At 47.4% G+C, this 20,628-nt stretch carries 16 protein-coding genes and 1 other RNA gene; all 17 read left to right on the top strand.

What is annotated here, in order from left to right; all coding sequences use genetic code 11:
- The first annotated feature begins 11 nt into the window (after positions 1-11).
- The 17 genes from C9I99_RS10595 to bglX all read left to right on the top strand — a co-directional run bounded on the left by C9I99_RS10595 (position 12) and on the right by bglX (position 20,596).
- Positions 12-141, top strand: a non-coding RNA gene (locus C9I99_RS10595) — RtT sRNA.
- A 642-nt stretch (positions 142-783) separates the two neighbouring features.
- Positions 784-996: a transcription antiterminator/RNA stability regulator CspE gene (gene cspE / locus C9I99_RS10600; protein WP_107348857.1), complete on the top strand. Its 213-nt coding sequence runs from the start codon at positions 784-786 to the stop codon at positions 994-996.
- 232 nt (positions 997-1,228) lie between these two features.
- A complete protein-coding gene (locus C9I99_RS10605; protein WP_107348858.1) occupies positions 1,229-1,960 on the top strand; it encodes a glutathione peroxidase in 732 nt (243 codons plus the stop codon).
- A 325-nt stretch (positions 1,961-2,285) separates the two neighbouring features.
- Entirely contained in the window at positions 2,286-2,807 is a 522-nt protein-coding gene (locus tag C9I99_RS10610) for a YqhA family protein (protein ID WP_107348859.1), read from the top strand.
- A gap of 89 nt (positions 2,808-2,896) precedes the next feature.
- Positions 2,897-4,873: an excinuclease ABC subunit UvrB gene (uvrB, locus tag C9I99_RS10615; protein WP_107348860.1), complete on the top strand. Its 1,977-nt coding sequence runs from the start codon at positions 2,897-2,899 to the stop codon at positions 4,871-4,873.
- Between the two features lie 107 nt (positions 4,874-4,980).
- Positions 4,981-5,472 (top strand): MazG-related protein, encoded by a 492-nt coding sequence (locus tag C9I99_RS10620; RefSeq protein ID WP_107348861.1) that lies wholly within the window; start codon positions 4,981-4,983, stop codon positions 5,470-5,472.
- A 66-nt stretch (positions 5,473-5,538) separates the two neighbouring features.
- On the top strand, positions 5,539-6,189 hold the full coding sequence (locus C9I99_RS10625) for a LysE family translocator (protein WP_107348862.1): 651 nt from the start codon (positions 5,539-5,541) through the stop codon (positions 6,187-6,189).
- Positions 6,190-6,397: 208 nt separating this feature from the next.
- Positions 6,398-7,528: an S-(hydroxymethyl)glutathione dehydrogenase/class III alcohol dehydrogenase gene (locus tag C9I99_RS10630; RefSeq protein WP_107348863.1), complete on the top strand. Its 1,131-nt coding sequence runs from the start codon at positions 6,398-6,400 to the stop codon at positions 7,526-7,528.
- Between the two features lie 289 nt (positions 7,529-7,817).
- A complete protein-coding gene (locus C9I99_RS10635) occupies positions 7,818-9,050 on the top strand; it encodes an NAD(P)/FAD-dependent oxidoreductase (protein ID WP_107348864.1) in 1,233 nt (410 codons plus the stop codon).
- 113 nt (positions 9,051-9,163) lie between these two features.
- Positions 9,164-10,447, top strand: a complete 1,284-nt coding sequence (locus C9I99_RS10640; protein WP_107348865.1) for a dicarboxylate/amino acid:cation symporter — start codon at positions 9,164-9,166, stop codon at positions 10,445-10,447.
- 521 nt (positions 10,448-10,968) lie between these two features.
- Entirely contained in the window at positions 10,969-11,937 is a 969-nt protein-coding gene (locus C9I99_RS10645; protein ID WP_107348866.1) for an AAA family ATPase, read from the top strand.
- Positions 11,919-12,854, top strand: coding sequence for a DUF58 domain-containing protein (locus C9I99_RS10650; protein WP_107348867.1), 936 nt, complete (start codon positions 11,919-11,921; stop codon positions 12,852-12,854). The genes C9I99_RS10645 and C9I99_RS10650 overlap by 19 nt, the downstream gene beginning before the upstream one ends.
- The gene (locus C9I99_RS10655; protein WP_166645403.1) at positions 12,847-13,293 is read left to right on the top strand and encodes a DUF4381 domain-containing protein; all 447 of its coding nucleotides are present in this window, start codon (positions 12,847-12,849) and stop codon (positions 13,291-13,293) included. Before C9I99_RS10650 ends, C9I99_RS10655 begins: the two co-directional genes overlap by 8 nt.
- Positions 13,290-14,258: a VWA domain-containing protein gene (locus C9I99_RS10660; protein WP_107348869.1), complete on the top strand. Its 969-nt coding sequence runs from the start codon at positions 13,290-13,292 to the stop codon at positions 14,256-14,258. The genes C9I99_RS10655 and C9I99_RS10660 overlap by 4 nt, the downstream gene beginning before the upstream one ends.
- Positions 14,251-16,101, top strand: a complete 1,851-nt coding sequence (locus C9I99_RS10665; protein WP_107348870.1) for a VWA domain-containing protein — start codon at positions 14,251-14,253, stop codon at positions 16,099-16,101. Before C9I99_RS10660 ends, C9I99_RS10665 begins: the two co-directional genes overlap by 8 nt.
- 6 nt (positions 16,102-16,107) lie before the next feature.
- The gene (locus C9I99_RS10670) at positions 16,108-17,349 is read left to right on the top strand and encodes a BatD family protein (RefSeq protein ID WP_107348871.1); all 1,242 of its coding nucleotides are present in this window, start codon (positions 16,108-16,110) and stop codon (positions 17,347-17,349) included.
- 859 nt (positions 17,350-18,208) lie between these two features.
- Complete coding sequence (gene bglX, locus C9I99_RS10675; protein ID WP_107348872.1) at positions 18,209-20,596, top strand: beta-glucosidase BglX; 2,388 nt, start codon at positions 18,209-18,211, stop codon at positions 20,594-20,596.
- Positions 20,597-20,628 lie beyond the last annotated feature (32 nt).

Genomic DNA, 20,628 nt, shown 5'->3' on the forward strand with positions numbered 1-20,628 from the left:
GCATCTGTAGTCTGGCAAAGAAAGGGATAGGGTGAAGAAGCCTAGACTGGGTTCAGCCGAGCGAAGCGAGACAACGTTGCTAGCCGAAGGCGTTTTAAAGCAACGGCCCGCAGGGCGAAGTAAATCCCTATCTCTCCGCCAAATTAGAAAAAGCCAGCTTAATTGCTGGCTTTTTTGCATCTGTAGTCTGGCAAAGAAAGGGATAGGGTGAAGAAGCCTAGACTGGGTTCAGCCGAGCGAAGCGAGACAACGTTGCTAGCCGAAGGCGTTTTAAAGCAACGGCCCGCAGGGCGAAGTAAATCCACCATACCCAGAGCACTCCGCCAAATTAGAAAAACCCCAGCAGAAAATGTTGGTTTTTTTGCATTGGGTGCACCCGTAAGAATGATGAAGATTCAACGAGTAACGTAAACCCAGCCAGAGGATCTTGCTTCAAGACTGCTGGTTTCATCAGGACGTACATTGGCAAGCAAAGATGTGGCCACCCCCTAACGTACATGCAATACAGAACACGGAAAGGTCGTTTCTGCCAACGCTTTCTCAAGTGGGGTTGAAAATTAAACTGTACAAAAAATGTACAGGTGTTATTATCTCTCTCGCTCTGTTGTTCAGAGAGTTATTAAATGCAACATCAAGTACAAGTTAAACCTTTAGCTACATCTACGTTACCGTTTTGTACCTCAGAGTTTCCCTTATATTTAACGTCACATTAAATAATTCAACAGCTTAGTCTGTCGCATGTTGGCGGCTTATTTATTAACGATTTTTTATAAGGGGCATCATATGTCTAATTCAAGTACTGGTATCGTAAAATGGTTCAACGAAGAGAAAGGTTTTGGCTTTATTACTCAGGATAACGGCGGTGCTGACGTATTCGTTCATTTCCGTGCTATCGCTTCTGAGGGATTCAAAACGCTCGCAGAAGGCCAAAAAGTTTCTTTTGAAACTGAACAGGGTCAAAAGGGCCCTCAAGCAGCGAATGTCGTTGCTTTATAAGTAGAAGACTTTGCTTAAGAAAATGCTGGCTATGGCCGGCATTTTTTATATCTGCGGTTCAATGAAAGGTCGCCAACGGCCTGTTTCTTTCGATAGATTTTATCTATTGAATCAATCAATGTAATCAGCGTGACCTATTTTCTTAAAGTGGCATAATGAACTCATCAACAAGGAGCAATGATGATGAGCCTCCAGTTGCAACAGCGACTTAGAAAAATTTAAGGAATTGATTATGTTCGAATCTAAAGAAGGTCAAGCCGTACCACAGGTCACGTTCCACACTCGCCAAGGCGACCAGTGGGTAGACGTAAAAACGGAACAACTTTTTGCAAACAAAACCGTTATCGTCTTTTCATTGCCGGGCGCATTCACCCCGACTTGTTCTTCTAGCCACCTGCCTCGTTACAACGAGTTAGCTTCAGTATTTGCTGAGCACGGTGTTGATGACATCCTATGTGTTTCTGTTAACGATACCTTTGTAATGAACGCATGGAAAGATAACCAAGAAGCAGAAAACATCACTTTCATCCCAGACGGTAACGGTGAGTTCTCGAAGGGTATGGGTATGCTAGTTGCAAAAAATGACCTTGGTTTTGGTGACCGTTCATGGCGCTATAGCATGCTAGTTAAAGATGGCGTGGTGGTGAAGATGTTTATCGAAAACGATGAGCCAGGCGACCCGTTCAACGTTTCTGATGCTGATACTATGCTGAAGTACATCGCTCCAGAGCAAAAATTACAAGAATCAATCACGGTATTTACTAAGCCTGGTTGCCCGTTCTGTACCAAAGCGAAGCAGAATTTGATCGACAAAGGACTTAACTATGAAGAAGTTGTCCTTGGTAAAGATGCAACAACGGTTAGCCTGCGCGCCATCTCAGGTCGTAGCACGGTACCGCAGGTATTCATCGGCGGTAAGCATATCGGTGGCAGCGAAGAGCTAGAAGCTTTCCTGGCCAAGTAATTGCTGAAGCCGAACTAGCCGCATAGAAAAAAGCCAAGTAGGGTCACCGACTTGGCTTTTTTTATTGGTGCAATAAATTGAATCGATCAGCGGCGCTGGCGATCTCGGGATGCGCGCTCGCGGGAAAGTGCGAGCGCCTAAGTCTCTAACGTTACCAAGATTGGTTGGGCTTTGTGGTGAATTAGGGGGCCAACCTTCTGAGGAGGTAGCCGAATCAAGCTCATACTGAATATTATTACTGGTGTGTAATGATTATTTGCATTTTTCCTGTATTGTTCGCTTTTGAGTAATAAGTAAAATGGCCTCATCAAAAAGAGGGGCCGACATGAAAAAAACGATTTTTAATAACTTCCGCTACATTGGCTGGATCGTGATCCTGTGTTCTATGCTGGGGTCGATGCTACTGATCATGATCGGTGCGTCGAAAGCGTATTCTGCCTTTGATGTTTTCATCTTCAATGCAGCACCTCAAGCTGAGCTAATGCACCTCGACAAAGCGGATATTGCCATTAGCTACCTGATCAAATCCCTAGATACCTTCTTGGTTGCCTTGGTCTTGTTCATTTTCTCTCACGGTGTATTTACCCTGTTTATCTCGGATAAAACAGCCGATGAGCAGAAAAGTACACAGGTATTGAAATGGATCAAAACCCCGAATATTGGCCATTTAAAGAATATTCTTGCTGAAGTCATTATTGTGATTTTGTTTGTGAAGTTCTTAGAGCTGGTGTTGGTTAATTTCAATAACCTGAGCTGGAATATATTAGTTTTACCCGCATCCATTCTTCTATTGAGCCTAGGATTAAAATTCCTTGGTTTGGGGCAGGACGAAGAAGCAGGGCACTGATCCTGCTTGCTTCCATCTTTTATCACCCCGTTATGTGAGCGGGTGAGCAAGTATACTTAACGTGTCGAAATTAGATTAGGGGCTTTATCATGGCGAAGGGATCATTCATTTTGCATTCCAACTATCCACCATCGGGTGATCAGCCTGAAGCAATAGCACGGCTGATCTCTGGCTTGGAGAATGGTGCAACACACCAAACGCTGCAGGGGATCACTGGTTCAGGGAAAACGTTCACCATGGCCAATGTGATTCACCGTGTGCAGCGCCCTACCTTGATACTTGCCCATAACAAAACCTTGGCGGCACAGCTGTATAGCGAAATGAAGCATTTCTTTCCTGAAAATGCCGTGGAGTACTTCGTCTCCTATTACGATTACTACCAGCCAGAGGTCTATATTCCGGCCAGTGATCGTTTTATCCGTAAAGACTCAGCGATCAATGAACACCTTGAAAGATTACGTCTATCGACCACCAAATCCTTGATTGAACGTCGAGATGTTATTGTGGTTGCATCCGTTTCATCGGTATATGGCTTGGGAGATCCCAATGACTATCGCGCTTTGCAAATACCTCTTAGGGTGGGAACACAGATAGGGCTGGACGATTTTATTCGCCGTTTAGAGCGTCTGCAATATAGCCGCTGTGAGCGCACTATTGAACGGGCAACATTCCGAGTTCATGGCGATTGGGTCGATATCTTCCCGGCAGACTCTGAGTACAAAGCGATCCGGGTTGGGTTAGTGAATAGCACAGTAGAGAGCCTGCAGTGGATAGATCCTCTAACCGAAAAACAACTTGGTGAAATTGATCATTATTTTGTATCGCCAAAAACCTTATATGCTACACCGCGAGAAAAGATCCAAACGGCCAGTACAGAAATACTTCGTGAACTGGAAGAGCGGGTTGCCGAGCTTAACGGCGAAAACCGCCTTGTTGAAGCGGCACGCTTGTATGAGCGTATCATGAGTGATGTCGAAATGATGCAGCAGCTAGGCTATTGCTCCGGGATCGAAAACTACTCCTGCTACCTAAATGACCGAGATCCAGCCTTGCCACCGACGACGCTGCTTGATTACTTACCGAAGGATGGCTTGCTATTTATTGATGAGTCCCATGTGATGGTACCGCAAATTTCAGCTATGTATCGGGGGGACCAAAGCCGTAAAGAAACCTTGATTGATTATGGCTTTCGCTTGCCGTCGGCGAAGAACAACCGGCCCTTGAGCTTTAAAGAGTTCGAAAAAATCAAACCTCAAACCATCTTTGTGTCGGCGACGCCCGGTGATTATGAGTTGAATCGTTCAAAGGGGGAGGCGATTGAGCAAATCATTCGTCCTACCGGCCTGCTTGATCCTGAGGTGGAGGTAAGGCCGTCAGTGGATCATATCGATGATCTACTGGGGGAGATCTCGCAGCGGGTAGCAAAGAATGAACGGGTACTCGTCACCACGCTGACGAAGAAAAGTGCTGAGGATCTTAATGACTTTATGGTTGAGAAGGGGATCCGAGTTCGCTATTTACATTCTGATGTGAAAACCGCAGATCGGGTCGATATCATCAATGGGTTGCGTGCAGGGGAGTTTGATGTCTTGATCGGCATTAACTTGTTGCGCGAAGGATTAGATATTCCAGAGGCTTCGCTCGTGGCTATCCTCGATGCGGATCATGCGGGGTTCTTACGCTCGGTACAGGCTCTGATCCAAATAATCGGACGGGCTGCTCGCAACGCTAACGGCAAGGCTATTTTATATGCTGATAAAATGACCCCTGCCATGCAGCAGGCAATCAATGAATCAAGCAGCCGCAGGCAGCGTCAAGTGCTCTTTAATCAAACCCATGGGATCACGCCTAAGTCATCTTTGCGTAAGCAGGCGTCAGAGCAAGCTGCACCACAAGAACAACGGACTCACTCGGTGACATTTTGTGAAAACTTATCTGTCTTGTGCCAGCAGATCACCGCAAAAGAGCAGCACCTGCTTGCGGCCGTAGACGCCTGTGATGAACAGCAGATCAATGAAATCCGAGTTCAACTAGATGAGCTCTATCGACAGTTCATTTATATGTAATATGGCACTAATCAAGATAGCCAGTAGGAAGGCAAATTCTTGCTTTGTCTGTCCTAGCTATAGATACTGAATCCAAGCACATGGAGTTGCCGACAGGAAGGTTTAGGATGAGCGAAAAAGTAAAACATGCACTGGTGTGGTTAAAGGATATACTCGATTCGCAGCAGGTGCAGTTCCAGGTAGTCGGCGGTCTTGCCGCAACCATTCATGGTGGTAGCAGGGAGGTGGCGGATATTGATCTCTATATTAGTAAAGCTGACGCCAATAAAATCCTGCCATTGATGAGTAGTTATATTTCTAAGCCCTTAACCCACTATATTGAAGGCTCATGGGATTTGGAATATTTCCAGTTGATATATAAGGGGCAGAAAATCGAAGTTGGATTGTCTCCCGGCACCAAAATCAAAGCAGCAGGCAAGGGTGAATGGGTTGAACTTAGCACGGATTTTTCTCAGTCAGTTGTTGGTAGCTATTTGGGCGTTGAAGTGCCAACGATCCCAGTTGTCGAGTTGATACGATACAAGCGGGTACTGGGTAGAGAGGTAGATCTCATTGATATCGATGAGCTGAGTGGTCAGTTATCGTCAAAAGTCATCTGAGTAAAATCTAGCTTCTGCTAGCCGGTTAATAACGAACAAATATTACAAGGAAGAGGAGTTGAGGCAGTGTTCGGGATAGAAAATCTGTGGTTGTTTGTGGTTTCTGGGATTGTACTTAACATGATCCCCGGGCCTGATTCTATTTTAATTGCCGGTAGGGCAGCGAGTCAGGGCTTTAGGGCGGGCTCGGCTGCTGCGCTTGGTATCGGCACCGGGATATTTGTCCACATCGTTGCAGCGTCGCTAGGCTTGTCGGCAATTCTATCAACGTCGGCGACTGCTTTTACCATCGTGAAAATTGTCGGCGGCGTATACCTGATTTATATGGCGATTTGCATGTTCAAAGACAGTCAATCGCAGGGGGAGTCGACGTCTAAAGAATCAAAGTCAATTGAATCGAAAAAGAAATCATTAATGAGCATATACACCCAAGGGCTAATCACCAATGTGTTTAACCCGAAGGTAGCGCTATTTTTCCTCTCCTTTATGCCCCAATTTATCTCTGGAGCAAGTGAGAACAAAGCCCTGGCTTTTCTGGTTCTCGGGTTGATTTTCAATTTTACCGGAATGATCTGGTGCCATTTTATCGCTTGGGCGTCGTCATCAATGAGCCGCAAACTGTCGGCAAGTAAACCGGTCCGTAAGTGGTTTAGCCGGCTTGCCGCAAGCCTTTTCGGGTTGTTTGGCGTGAGGTTGCTAGTCTCGACACAGGGCTAGTTTCGACACTGGGCTAGTCTCGAGATAGGGACAAGTAAGGCGGTAAGTGAACTTTTCCGTAGGATATCGATTTATTATTACCTGCGTGTAAAGGTAATTTGCAATTTAACCTGATTATCATCATATCTAAAGTCAATATAATACACCCCATCAGAACGGCAAACACCGTTCGCAACGAATTATGTAAGACTATAGATAGGAAAAAGACATGACTGCACAAACACTTAAATCACGCGCTGCTGTTGCTTGGGGGCCAGGTCAGCCACTATCAATGGAAGAAGTTGATGTGATGCCGCCGCAAAAAGGCGAAGTGCGTATCCGCATGATTGCTACCGGCGTTTGTCATACCGACGCATTCACACTATCCGGTGATGATCCTGAAGGTATCTTCCCTTGTATCCTTGGCCATGAAGGCGGCGGTATTGTCGAATCTATCGGTGAAGGCGTGACCAGTGTTCAGGTCGGTGATCATGTTATCCCCCTTTACACGCCAGAGTGTGGTGAGTGTAAGTACTGTAAGTCGGGTAAAACCAACCTGTGCCAGAAAATTCGTGAAACACAGGGCAAGGGCCTGATGCCTGACGGTACAACCCGCTTTTCTAAAGATGGTCAGCCTATTTTTCATTACATGGGGACGTCGACGTTCTCCGAATACACAGTATTGCCAGAAATCTCATTGGCGAAAGTCAACCCGGAAGCACCTCTCGAAGAGGTTTGTCTGCTTGGCTGTGGTGTTACCACCGGTATGGGCGCGGTAATGAACACCGCTAAAGTGGAAGAAGGCGCAACAGTTGCTGTCTTTGGCCTAGGTGGTATTGGTCTATCAGCGATTATTGGTGCTGCGATGGCCAAAGCGAGCCGTATCATTGCAATCGATATTAACGAAAGCAAGTTTGAGCTGGCTCGTAAACTCGGTGCCACAGATTGTGTGAACCCAATGAACTTCGATAAGCCGATCCAGGATGTCATTGTAGAGATGACTGACGGTGGTGTTGATTACTCATTCGAGTGTATCGGTAACATCAACGTAATGCGTTCGGCACTTGAGTGTTGCCACAAAGGCTGGGGTGAATCTGTTGTGATCGGTGTAGCTGGTGCTGGCCAGGAAATTTCTACCCGTCCGTTCCAATTGGTAACGGGACGTGTATGGCGTGGATCAGCATTCGGTGGTGTGAAAGGTCGCTCTGAGCTTCCTGAGTACGTAGAGCGTTACATGAAGGGTGAATTCAAACTTGATGATTTCATCACCCATACGATGGCGCTTGAAGATGTGAATGAAGCGTTTGAACTCATGCACGAAGGCAAGAGTATTCGTACTGTTCTTCACTTCGACAAGTAACCCCCTTTTCGTATTCGCTCGCTTAAGATTGGTGCCCTCTAACGAGGGTGCCGCTATCTCGTTAAATTTTGTTGTATGTACTGCTTTTCCCGCCCTGCTTTTGCTCGGCGGTTTTTTTATGCCTGCTGTTTATTGTTACTTATAGGTAATAGTAATTTGCCGTTTTGCAGGATTATCATCATTGTTCGTATCAATATAATACACCCCATCAAATCAATACTCGCTGCTAAGACGAGTTATCAGAATTATGTTGTGTCGAAGAACGACACAATCAATGGTGGAGCACACTATGTCTAAAATTGTTGTTGTGGGAGGCGGTGCCGCAGGCCTAGAGCTGGTAACTCGCCTGGGACGAAGCTTTGGTCGCAAAGCTAAGCATGAAATTGTATTGGTCGAGCCGTCATCACACCACTATTGGAAGCCCCGTTTACATGAAATTGCTGCCGGTACATTTGATGCCGAATTGGATGCGGTGAGTTACTTGCAGCACTCTGCATGTAATGATTATCAATATATCCAGGCCTCAATGGCTGGGTTGGACCGAGCAGCCAAAACGCTACAACTACGTGATACGCGTGGGCTAGAGTTTCTCATGCAATATGACTACTTGGTTATCGCGGTAGGGGCTGTTAGCAATGATTTCAAGACTCCGGGTGTCAGCGAACATTGCCTGTTCCTTGACTCTTCAGAGCAGGCTCAGTCGGCGTGGCAGCAAATTAACCCGCTACTGAGTATGGAAGGCAAGCACCGTATCTCGATTGTTGGGGCTGGTGCAACGGGCGTGGAACTTGCTGCTGAACTGGCCAAGGTCAGTGACAAGCTGAAGCGCTACCGCCATGGTGCGGAGTTGGAAATTACATTGATTGAAGCTTCTGAACGTGTGTTGCCAGCAGGTCCTGCATGCATGTCAGAGAAAGTGCAAAAAGCACTCTCAAAGCAAGGCATAACAGTACGTACCAATACCCGCGTGCAACGTGCGGAAGAGGGGAAATTAGTCACTGCAGAGGGTGAGAGTATTACCGCAGACGTACAAGTATGGGCAGCCGGTATTAAATGTGCAGAGTGGTTGACACAACTCGATGGGCTGGAGACTAATCGTTTAAACCAGCTAAAAGTGGGTGCCAACCTGCAATCGACCCTTGATAGCCGTATTTTTGTGCTGGGGGACAGTGCAGAATGCCCGCAACCAGATGGCTCATTTGTTCCGCCTAGAGCCCAGGCAGCCAATCAGGCTGCAGGTCACTTAGCCCAGCAATTCAAGCGATTACTAAAAGGTAAGGCGATGAAGCCATTTATCTTTAATGATGGCGGTATGGTCATTGCTGTCGGTCATGATTATGCGGTGGGCGCGCTAATGAATGACAAAGTGGTACTAAAGGGACGCTTTGTCCGCAACTTGTACGACACCATTTTCCGCCTGCACCAAAGAGTGCTGTTTGGCTGGGGACGGGTAACGGCGCTGGTGGTATTAAAACGCATTAAGTGTGCCCTGAACCCTTACTACAAAGGCAACCTTTCTTAAATTGTCTTGCCCGCAGAGAGGCAGCGTCGCTTCTTTGCAGCATCAGTACACCCAAGCGCTTATGCTGCTTGAGTATACAACATCTTAAAATGATTAAAATCGGAACAACAACGATGTGGACTAAACTTCGTCGCTCATTGCCGTTGCAGCTATTGCTGGCGGCACTGATGGCCTGGCTTTTTGCTTTAACTTTTTCTGAGACGGCCGATATTGCACAACAGGGCTGGTACCAGCTACTGATGCTGGGCAAGACCAGCTATATTGGGCTGCTGAAAATGGTGGTGGGCATAGTTGTTATGCTGTCGCTGTTGGAAGGTATTACCAACATTGGTTCGACGGTCCGGTTGAGGAAATTGGGCACAAGCACACTGCTGTTCTACAGCTTTACTACGTTTATCGCGATTAGCCTAGGTTTGGGTGCCTCGTTGCTGATGCCGGCATGGCAGCCTTTGACCGAGTTTGCTCCTGTTGCAGATGGTGTCAGGCTGATCAGTGAAGAGGCGGCTGATGGCAATGCAATTGCCGCAAAGTTGTTGAATATGGCGCTGATTAACCCAGTTGCCGCGTTAGCTGATGGCAACTTGTTAGCCATAGTGCTTTTCTCATTCTTGTTAGGTGTTGCACTGCTGTCGTCACTGCCAAGCAAGCACCCGCTTTTTGAGGTACTCAGTGGGCTGAGCAAAGGGGTCAACACCATGGTGCGCGGGATTGTCCGTCTGTCACCGGTGGCCGTCTTTGCGATTGTGTTTGAGTTTTCAGTTCGAGGCGGGGAGTCATTGTTTGGCCAGCTTGCCTTGTTCGCCCTGCTAGTTTTTGTTCTTACTGTGGTTCACGGCGCGGTGGTGTTGCCCACGATTGCCAAAGTCGCGACGGGGATCCGCTTTACCACATTGTTTAAAGCAATTTCGGCACCGATGGCGATGGCGTTTGCAACATCATCAAGTACGGCGGCCCTGCCACTGGCGATGCGAAGTGCGGAAGAAGAACTAGGCGTATCGCAGAGTACCAGCAGTATGGTACTGCCGCTAGGTGCGGTAATGAATATGGACGGTACGGCACTGTTTGAAGGTGTTGCCGCTATCTTCCTGGCACAGTTGTTTGGTATAGACCTCACTACGACCGGAATGATCATGATATTTATCATGGCGATGGTGTCATCTGTCGGCGCGCCGGGAATGCCTTCTGGATCCATGTCCGGTATGCAGTTGGTATTGTTGGCTGCTGGTATTCCATTAGAAGCAATAGCGATTTTGTTGATCATCGAGCGCCCACTGGACACATTCCGTACTGCTGTGAACGTGGAGGGTGATTTGATTGCCGCCTTGGTGGTCGATAAATGGCAACACCGTTCGGCCGGTGTTTCCACTCCGACTGTGGCGCAACTTCAATCTACATAACTAGTTTATCGGTGACTTTTGAGGTTGCTATAAGCCCAGAGTACGTCATGTACTCTGGGCTTTTATCTACCGAGCGTTTAATGCAAGGTGGATTTTATGAAGCCGGTTTGATTGGTAATGTAATACCCAACCACAGATCAGGATTATTCCCCCAATCCCAAGGAAAATGGCGGTGAATAGGATCATGATATCGAACAGGCTGTAACCTTCTAGCGGTAGATGTTATTTACCACGATGCGTTAATTCAAAGTGGTGTTTCGATAGTACTGCTAAGAACGTCAAGGCCGTTTTGTAGCGTTTTTAGTAGAAATGTTTAAATTATTATTCTTGGGTTGATCCGCTATAAACATGACAGTAACAATTAACTTCTAACTACTCGCTATTACAGGGTTTACACCGATTGAATAGTGAGATTACATTCACATTATCTGATTTTTCACGCTACACCTCGACAGATAAATTGATACTCTTGCCGAAAGTAGTATAAACGTTTCGATTTTTGATTCCTTTAGAGGTCCCCGATGCCAGTTCATTCGCTAACAGATACTTTCCAGTCTCTAAATCGTTATCTTCAATCACAGGTGATCGGTCAGCCTGACTTGGTTAAACAGCTGCTGATTGCGCTGTTGGCGGATGGCCATATTTTAGTGGAAGGTCCGCCAGGGCTGGCAAAGACGCGTGCGGTAAAAGTGCTTGCTGATTGTATTGAAGGCAGCTTCCAGCGAATGCAGTTTACCCCTGACTTACTACCGGCCGATTTAACCGGTACCGATATCTACCGACCTGAAACCGGCAGCTTTGATTTTCAGGAAGGTCCGATCTTCCATTCGCTAGTGCTGGCTGATGAAATCAACCGTGCTCCGGCAAAAGTGCAGTCCGCGATGCTGGAGGCGATGGCAGAGAAGCAAATAACGGTCGGTAAGCAAACCTATTCATTGCCTGATTTGTTTTTGGTGATGGCAACCCAAAACCCGATTGAGCAGGAAGGGACCTACCCGCTTCCTGAAGCGCAGCTCGACCGTTTCTTGTTACAACTTCAAGTTGAATATCCCGACAGTGACAGTGAGTTGGCGATCCTGCGCCTGAATCGCGGTGAGGCGTTGGGGGTGAAAAGTGAAGATCCGGTACATTTATCACAGCGGGATATTTTCACTGCACGCCAACAAGTGCTTGAACTTTATATGGCTGAAGAAATTGAGCAATATATCATCCGTTTGGTGATGGCAACACGTACTCCAGAACGGTACGACGACCAGTTGGCAAGTTGGCTGCAGATGGGAGTCAGCCCGCGAGCGACGCTGGCGTTGGATCGCTGCGCCCGCGCACATGCGTGGTTAGCTGGGCGTGATTTCGTCACTCCTGATGATGTCATGACCATGGCATACCCGGTGCTGCGCCATCGATTGTTACGTAGCTATGAGGCGCAGGCAGAAGGTATCGATAATGATGTGATCATTAAAAAGCTACTGACATGGGTAACCAGCGCATGATCCTGCCTGCTCATAGTGATGGTATTCATTTGTCGCTGGCAGAGCTGTTGCACTATCAAAAACAGTCAGTGCGCTGGCTTCCTCCTGCTCGCAGTATCTGGTCCTATCTAAGCGGCCACCACGATAGTACGGGAAAAGGGCGAGGGATGGATTTTGCTGAGGTTCGCCCTTATCAAAAAGGGGATGATGTCAGATCAATCGATTGGCGGATAACGGCAAGAACAGGAAAGCCACATACCAAACTCTACACCGAAGAAAGAGAATGTCCGGTAATGGTGGCTGTCGATTTATCGTCTACGATGCAATATGGCACCCAGCTTTTATATAAATCGGTTCAAGCTGCTCATATAGCCAGCTTAATTTGCTGGTTAACCGTCGCGCAAAAAGATCGGGTTGGTGCTGTTGTGATTGGCGGGGAGCAAGTTGTCGATTGTCCCCCCACCGCACGCCAGCAAGGGCCACTGCAAATCGTCAATGCGATAAAGCGTGTCCATGAGCAAACTCTCGAAACGGGTAAAAACCAAAGCCGCGACACATTTTTAACGGCAATGAGTCAGTTACATCGGCTATGCCCGAAAGGGAGTGATCTCATTGTTATCAGCGATTTTAATCAGTTGTCAGACGGTGCTGAACAGCGATTGAAACAACTGGCACAACACAATCATTTAAGGCTTCTGCATGTTTTTGACCCTATTGAGCAGGGTGAAACGGCATATCGAGGCCGCTTTTGGCTAGGCGATCACCGTCGCTCATTGCAGGTGAGTTTCGGGCGTAAATCAACGTTGGCCTCGCTACGTCATGATTTTGAGCGTCACCAGCAACGCCTAACGGCGCTCTCCAATCAACTTCGGTCCCCGGTTTACCACGTATCGGCAGGTAAGCCTTTATTGGATCAGCTTGGAGGTATACGTGGATAGCGGATTAAACTTGGCACCATTAGATATTCCGGCCGAGCCGAGTTGGTGGCCGCTACCGTTATCGGCGTGGCTGATCCTGGGTGCAATGGCCGTGCTTGTTCTGGGCTGGTCGCTCTATCGCTACCTCAAAGGAAGGCTAAGACGAAAAGCGTTAATGCTGCTTGATACGTTGGAGAGCGAGCCAAACCTTCCGGCACTGGACCGCTTGTTAAGGCGCGTAGCCCTAACCTATTACCCACGAGATCAAATCGCAGGGCTAACCGGTGATGCATGGCTCAAATGGTTGGATAGACAAAACGCCACCCCTCTTTTTTTACCGCTTCAATCTCAATGGTCTGCAGGTCTGTACCGGGGCCAGCCTATTGATCCCAGCGATTGGGATGCCTTTATCACAGCAAGCCGATCATGGATTATGCAGTGTCAGCCGGAGGGAAGATGATAGCGTTTGATTATGCCGCTTTATTGCTGCTTTTACCCCTCCCTTGGCTTGTGCGTCGGTTCGTGGCTGAGCAGCAGCCAGCAACCTTGCTCCAGTTAGGCCGTCTTCCCGATGAGCTCAGCAATAGTGTTCATTCCAATAAATTGCCAATGGTGCTGCTTCTTCTGGCTTGGCTATGCATGGTTATCGCCTTGGCGAGGCCGGTTTGGCTTGGCGAACCGATCAGTGTTCCGATGGAGCACCGTGACGTCATGCTTGTCGTTGACCTATCAGGCTCAATGGATATTGAAGATATGAATAGCGGCAATGATGAGCCCATCAGTCGAATGACGGCAATGAAGAGTGTGCTGGTGGACTTTGTCCGTCGCCGTGAGGGAGATCGGCTGGGCTTGGTCTTGTTTGCCGATCATGGCTATCTGCATACGCCACTGACATTGGATATTCGCAACCTGGAGCAACAGATCAATCAATTGGTACTGGGACTGGTGGGGTATATGACGGCCATAGGTGAAGGGGTCGCGATAGCGACCAAGACCTTTATCGACAGTGAAGCGCCTCAGCGAGTTATGATTTTGTTGAGCGATGGCAGCAATACGATAGGGGCGGTAGAACCGATGGCTGCCGCTGAGCTGGCCAAAGAAAGCAACGTCACCATTTACAGTGTTGGCCTCGGCGCTGAATCGATGTTGGTAGAAAACGCCTTTGGCGAGCTGCATGAAACCAATCCCGCTTGGGATTTGGATGAAAAATTACTGACAGAGATTGCCGAACTCACTGGCGGGCAATATTTCAGGGCCCGTAACCGTGAGGAACTCGCCGAGGTGTACTCTTTGATTGATGGCCTAGAGCCGATTTCTGATGCTGAGCAAACGTGGCAGCCACGGTATGACTTATTCCATTACCCATTATTGACCGTACTGGTCTTTATCGCCTTATTGGCTGTTCACCGGAGGCAATATGGTTAGTTTTTTATCGCCGATGTGGTTGCTGGGTTTATTTGTAGTGCCAGCCATCTACTGGGTGGATCGTCGTCGACAGCAACAGGGGTTGATTGCCCCTCATCTACTCAAACAAACAGGCAAATCGCAAAACCGCATCCGCTCATGGCTTATAGTGGCTTGGCTACTCGCCATGTTGGCAATGGCGGGTCCGCATTGGCGTGAACAGGATAGGCCGCATTCTGAACTTGAACGAGCGCGGGTCGTGGTGATGGATATGTCCAAAGCGATGAGCGCCACGGATATCTCGCCCAATCGCTTTCAGCAAGCATTTTACAAAACGACAGACTTGATCAAGTTGCTCGATGAAGGGTACACCGGCCTAGTTGCTTATTCGAATGAAGGGTACACCATCAGCCCCTTAACCCATGACAATAATACCGTTTTGGCCCACATTGAGCATTTGTCCCCAGAAGTCATGCCAACGAAGGGAAAAAATGCCGCCGCCGGTGTGAAGGAGGCGATAAAACTATTGGATCAAGCCCTGTTTGGCTACGGTGATATTTTATTGGTGACATCGGGGATCAGTGAAGCTGAGAGTTTAGCCATTGAGGCCCTGCTAGCTGGTACGCATTATTCCCTTTCGACTTATGGCATCAGTACCCCCCAAGGGGCAACAATATACCGTGGGGACGGAACGCCGTACCTCGGCAATGATGGGCAGCCAGTCGTGTCCCGACTTGTGCCTGAACGGCTCAGGGAGTTGGCTGCTCAAACTGGCGGGATCGCCGTCACCTACCAGCATTCACAAAGTGATATTGAGCAACTGCAGTCTTTTCTACAAAAGCTCCGTACTGTCGGTGAGTTACGCGAGCAATCAGACAGTTTATCGGCACAGTTTATTAATGATGGTTATTGGTTACTGTGGCCATTAGCGGGCATTTTACTGTTGGCATTCCGTCGTGGCGCTGTCTATTCGGTAGGACTGGTGTTGTTACTGCCTGTGTCCCAAGTGGAAGCGGCTGGCTTAAGTCAGCTATGGAAAAATACTGATCGTCATGGTTATGGTTACTACCAGCAACAACGTTACGTTGATGCTGCCTATGCCTTTAGTGATCCGCTATGGCAAGGCGTGGCGTTCTATGAAGCTGGTGACTACCAAAGTGCTGTTGAAGCCTTTTCACAAGTGGCAGACGGCAGTAGCGATTACAATCACGGTAATGCATTGGCAAAATTGGGGCGACTGGAAGATGCCGCCCAAAAGTACCGCGCAGTGGTTGAGCGAGATCCGACCCATCAAGGAGCGCAGCGGAACCTTGGATTGGTTGAAGAAGCCCTTTTGGCCCAAGAAAGCCAAGAGCAACAAGGTGAAGCGGGCGATAATGGAAATACCGATGATCAGGAAAACAGTGAAGGTGATGGCGATCAAGAGCGAGATGAAAATGCTGATGAAGAGCAAGAAGGCGGACAGGATAATCTAGAAACTGATCCCGATACTGAAAATGAATCCGATCAGCAAGGTGCCAGCGAACAGACTGGAGCCAGTCAATCAGAAGACGGCAATGCTGATGAACCCCAGTTTTCCGATGACGGCGGGGGAGAGCCTCATCCACCTCAGCAGCAGTTTGGCGAATCAGGTGAATATGATGCTGATAAATTTACGGCCGGCGACATAGATATCGATTTCGGTACGCCAACGGAAGAAGACATGGAGGCGATTCGCCACCAGTTGAGTGAACTCGGTGAGATCAACCCCGTGCTAAACCGCCTTACTCAGATCCAAGATGATCGTACCTTCCTGCTGAGAAACTTATTGCTGCTGCAGGCAGAGCAGAAACAACCTTCAGAACAAACCGAGATTGAGTGGTAGTGAAATATGATTAGAAGAATAGTGCTCTTGCTATGTAGCTTGGCAATGACACCGGCAGTCATGGCTTCAGATGTGCGAAACCACTCATCGCTGGATGATCTGATAAGCCTCACTGCGGAGCTGAAGCGAGACGTGGTCTACCCCCAAACAGAGGCAGAGTATGTGCTCACGGTAGAATCTCGTGCTGATGTGCATTTCTCCAGGGTGAATCCACCAAGCGGTGATGCGGTGACGGTGAGACGAGCAGGGCAAGATCATGAATATTACTTTGTTGGTGATGATGAATTCAGAATATCAACCTACCGCTTTTTTCTCTCTACCGAGCAAATTGGCCGATTGCCATTGGATGGTGCTTCATTAACGCATGTCGCCGTTAATGACGACGGCACCCGTCGTCGAGTAAGGAATTGGTCGAATCCCGTTATTCTGGAAAGCCGCCCTATTCCCGACAACTACAAGGGACGGTGGTTGCCGTCCAGCAAGGTAACATTAGGGCAGCAGTGGTCAACCGACGCGTCGGTTTTCCAGGTTGGTGATTCAATTACCCGTACTCTTACTTTGTCTATTGATGGTAGCAGTATTGACTCATTTCCTGAGCTGAGCGTTGATTATCCAGACAATGTCAATGTTTATAGCGAGCAGCCGAAATTTGAGGCTTATGGCAGCGGCATGAGTATGACGCTTAGACAGGTTATTGTTCCGCGCTCAGAGGGGTTACTTGAAATACCGGCTATTGCAATACCTTGGTTTGATACTGGCAGTAACCATATGGCCGTGGCATCGATTGACGGGCTGGGGCTGAATATACTGCCGAACCAGACTCAAACGCTGGCACTGCAGGTTACGGATACTGATGAAACAGTTGATGGTGATTATTGGCGCTATGCCACACTGATTGTCAGTGTGTTGTGGCTGGTTACGCTTCAGCGTCTATATAAGGCTCATAAGCAGCTTAATGGGTTAAAGGCTAAGAGCATGTTCACAAAGGCTGATAATAGTCTTCGAGCAGCACTGGAGCAAAGAGATCATCAAGCCGTTGTTAGGGCTTGGGCAAACGCTAAGCCTGATGTGAAGAAAGCATGCAGCCAATTGATGGATGCGTATTTTGCTAGCTTTTATAGCACCATGCCAACGGATGGTGAGCGTGAGCGAATTGCCGTACTTGCACGCCTCAAGGAGCGGAGAGAAAACGTTAAAACAACAAACGATTTCGCACAAATAGAACCGGGAGAAAGGCTCACATCCTAGGCATTTCCGCTGAGCCTAGTACCTTGATGTTACTTGGATATCTTATTATTTATATAATGGAAAACGGCAGCAATTAGCTGCCGTTTTTTATGGTTGGTTAAGTTTGCTTTAAAGATTAACGTAAAAGGGAATTGTGAATGCCTTAGAAAGAATAGCGGGTATGAATATATTGGTCCCGCATTCGGAATGAGATTTTTGTTGAAATAATGTTCTAAAGGATATTTTTTATTGTCGATAATGTTTTAATTTCATCGTTTTATAATGGTTTCAGTTCTATCTTGTTGTTTTATTAATCTTTTATTTTTGTCATATTTCCTCTGTCTCCGATAAGTTTAAATTGAGTTAGATATGTTTAATCGATTTGTATAATACGTATTTATACGTTTAATTAAACTGGTCGTTAGAATTTTGCTCTTAATCTGTTCATTATATTTTTATCATTAAGGCGTCGATTATGGGGGAAATTTGGTCATGTCACTGGCCTAGAAGCATTTTGCAACCAAGATGGATACGATGTTGGCTTGATGACGAAATCACCCCCCTTTACCTCAGTGTCTGCTATCCACTTATTTTCTACCTAACCAAGAACGCAATCTTAAATGGGTATTGGGTCTCATTTTTGGAAATATAAAGTTGTCGAAATGATTCGACTAAATTAGTATCCATTGTATTGTTTAGGCTTGACTGTAGCGCTTTTATGCTTGTTCGTTTTGGTTGTTATGGTTTCAAGTTATTGATTTTTAATTTTTTTGATGTTTGGTTGCTATTCGAAACGATACGGCCTTTTAGCTGGTTGGATGCGATTGTTTTGAAGTAGGACAAAGCGTCCAGATAGGTTTTAAGATTTTTCGGGAATGGTATGAAAACAGTGATTAAGCCGACTTTGCTCGCGCTGAGTATGACAATGGGTGGTTATGTAATGGCAAGTTCAACAATGTTTAGTGACATGATTAATGTTGAGCGCACAGAGCCTGCTTCCTCGGCACATTGGCAAGATGACAAAGAGAAAATGGACGCTTACATTGGTGGCCTGATTAACCAGATGACGTTAAATGAAAAAGTTGGGCAACTTGACTTGCAAAGCGGCTTTCGAAATGTCACAGGTCCCTTTATTAATGAATCCTACGAGCAGCAAATCAAAGATGGACAGGTTGGTGCCATTTTTAATGCCTATGGTGCCGACTTCGGCCGCCAGCTTCAGCGTATCGCTGTTGAAGAAACACGCCTTGGTATCCCGCTGATTGTTGGTCACGATATTATTCATGGCCATAAAACGATTTTTCCTCAATCTATTGGCGAGGCAGCAACATGGGATTTAGATGCAGTCAAACTGAGTGCCCGTGTTGCAGCAAGAGAAGCATCTGCTGATGGCATTATGTGGACGTTTGCTCCGATGGCTGACTTGGTGCGTGATCCTCGTTGGGGGCGTGTGTCTGAAGCTGCGGGTGAAGATCCTTTTTTATCTACAGCAATGGCGGTCGCTCGTGTTGAAGGCTTCCAGGGTGATGACTTAAGCCAAGAAGATACCATTATGGCAACGGCGAAGCATTTTGTCGGATATGGTTTGTCCCAAGGGGGACGAGACTATCACACTACTGACGTCTCAGAGCATGAGCTTTGGACCACGCAGATGCCTCCATTTAAAGCAATGGTCGACGCCGGTGTTGCCACATTCATGACATCATTTAACGATTTGAATGGTATTCCTGCCACCGGTAGCAAGCGCCTGTTGACTGATATTTTACGTGATCAGTGGGGGTTTGAAGGCTTTGTCGTGACCGACTATACCGCTATCAATGAATTGGTTCCGCATGGCTATGCTCGCGACGAGAAGCATGCAGCAGAAATTGCCTTCAACGCCGGGGCTGATATGGATATGGTTGGCCAGCTATATATCAATTACCTTGAAGAGTTGGTTGCAGAAGGAAAAGTATCAGAAGATAAAATTGATACTGCTGTTCGCCAGATCCTTGAAATGAAATGGCGCCTTGGCCTGTTCGAGGACCCATACCGCTACAATGATGAATCGCGTGCCGAGCGTGAAATCTTCAATCAAGAAAACCTAGCAGCGACGCGAGATGTTGCTCGTAAATCATTTGTTCTGCTCAAGAATGACAAACAGACTCTGCCGCTAAAGCAAGACAACATCAACGCTATTGCTTTGATTGGTCCATTGGCTGACAGTAAGTTCGACATGATTGGTAACTGGGCGGCAGCAGGTGATCGCAAGACACAACCTGTAACGGTGCTGGAAGGTTTGAAGGCGCGCTTTGGCAAAGAGGTCAAAATAAATTATGCCCAAGGTGCGAGCTATGCCTATGTGACGGATAAAGGCGATATAGAGGCATTACAAGGAATTGGTGTTCCTCGTATTACCGCAGATGATTCATCGTTGAAGAAAGAAATGAAGCGGGCGATCAGTGCGGCGAAAAAGTCGGATGTGATTGTGATGGTGATGGGCGAAGAACAGCGCATGTCCGGTGAAGCGTCAAGTCGCACTGAATTGACTCTGCCGGGTAATCAGCAGCAGGTGATGGAAGAGCTGAAGAAGCTTGGCAAGCCAATGGTCTTGGTGGTCATGAGTGGTCGTCCAAATGATTTGCGCTGGGCAGATGAAAACGTTGATGCAATTTTACATGCTTGGTATCCAGGAACCATGGGCGGATATGCGATTGCTGATGTTTTATCTGGTGATTATACGCCATCAGGTAAGCTGCCTATGACCTTCCCGCGTTCTGTTGGGCAGGTGCCAATTTACTACAACGAGAAAAATACGGGACGTCCTTACTTTGCTGATAACCCGAATCAGCGCCAAGAGCATTACAAGTCCCGCTATGATGACTCACCCAATACGCCACTTTATGCTTTTGGCCACGGCCTAAGCTACACCCAGTTTGATTATGGGGATATTCAGCTAAGCAGCGAGGAGCTTTCCATTGACGGAGAGTTAACGGTTTCGGTGGATGTGAGCAATAACGGTGATTATGCCGGCGAGGAAGTGGTTCAGCTTTATACCCGCCAGCATGTGGGTTCGATTACTCGCCCTGTCAAAGAGTTGAAAGGTTTTGAAAAAGTGCATTTCGACAAAGGGGAGACGAAAACTATCTCCTTCACGTTAACGCCCGCAGATTTGGCTTTCTATCGCGCAGATATGAGCTGGGGAGTGGAGGCTGGCAAGTTTGATGTCTTTGTCGGTACCGCGTCAGATAACGTCCAAAAAGCAAGTTTTGAACTTATTGAAAAGTAAGACTCTTTAGCCCGTCACTGACGGGCTTTTTC

Source organism: Photobacterium lutimaris (assembly GCF_003025555.1).
GTDB classification, from domain to species: Bacteria; Pseudomonadota; Gammaproteobacteria; order Enterobacterales; family Vibrionaceae; genus Photobacterium; species Photobacterium lutimaris.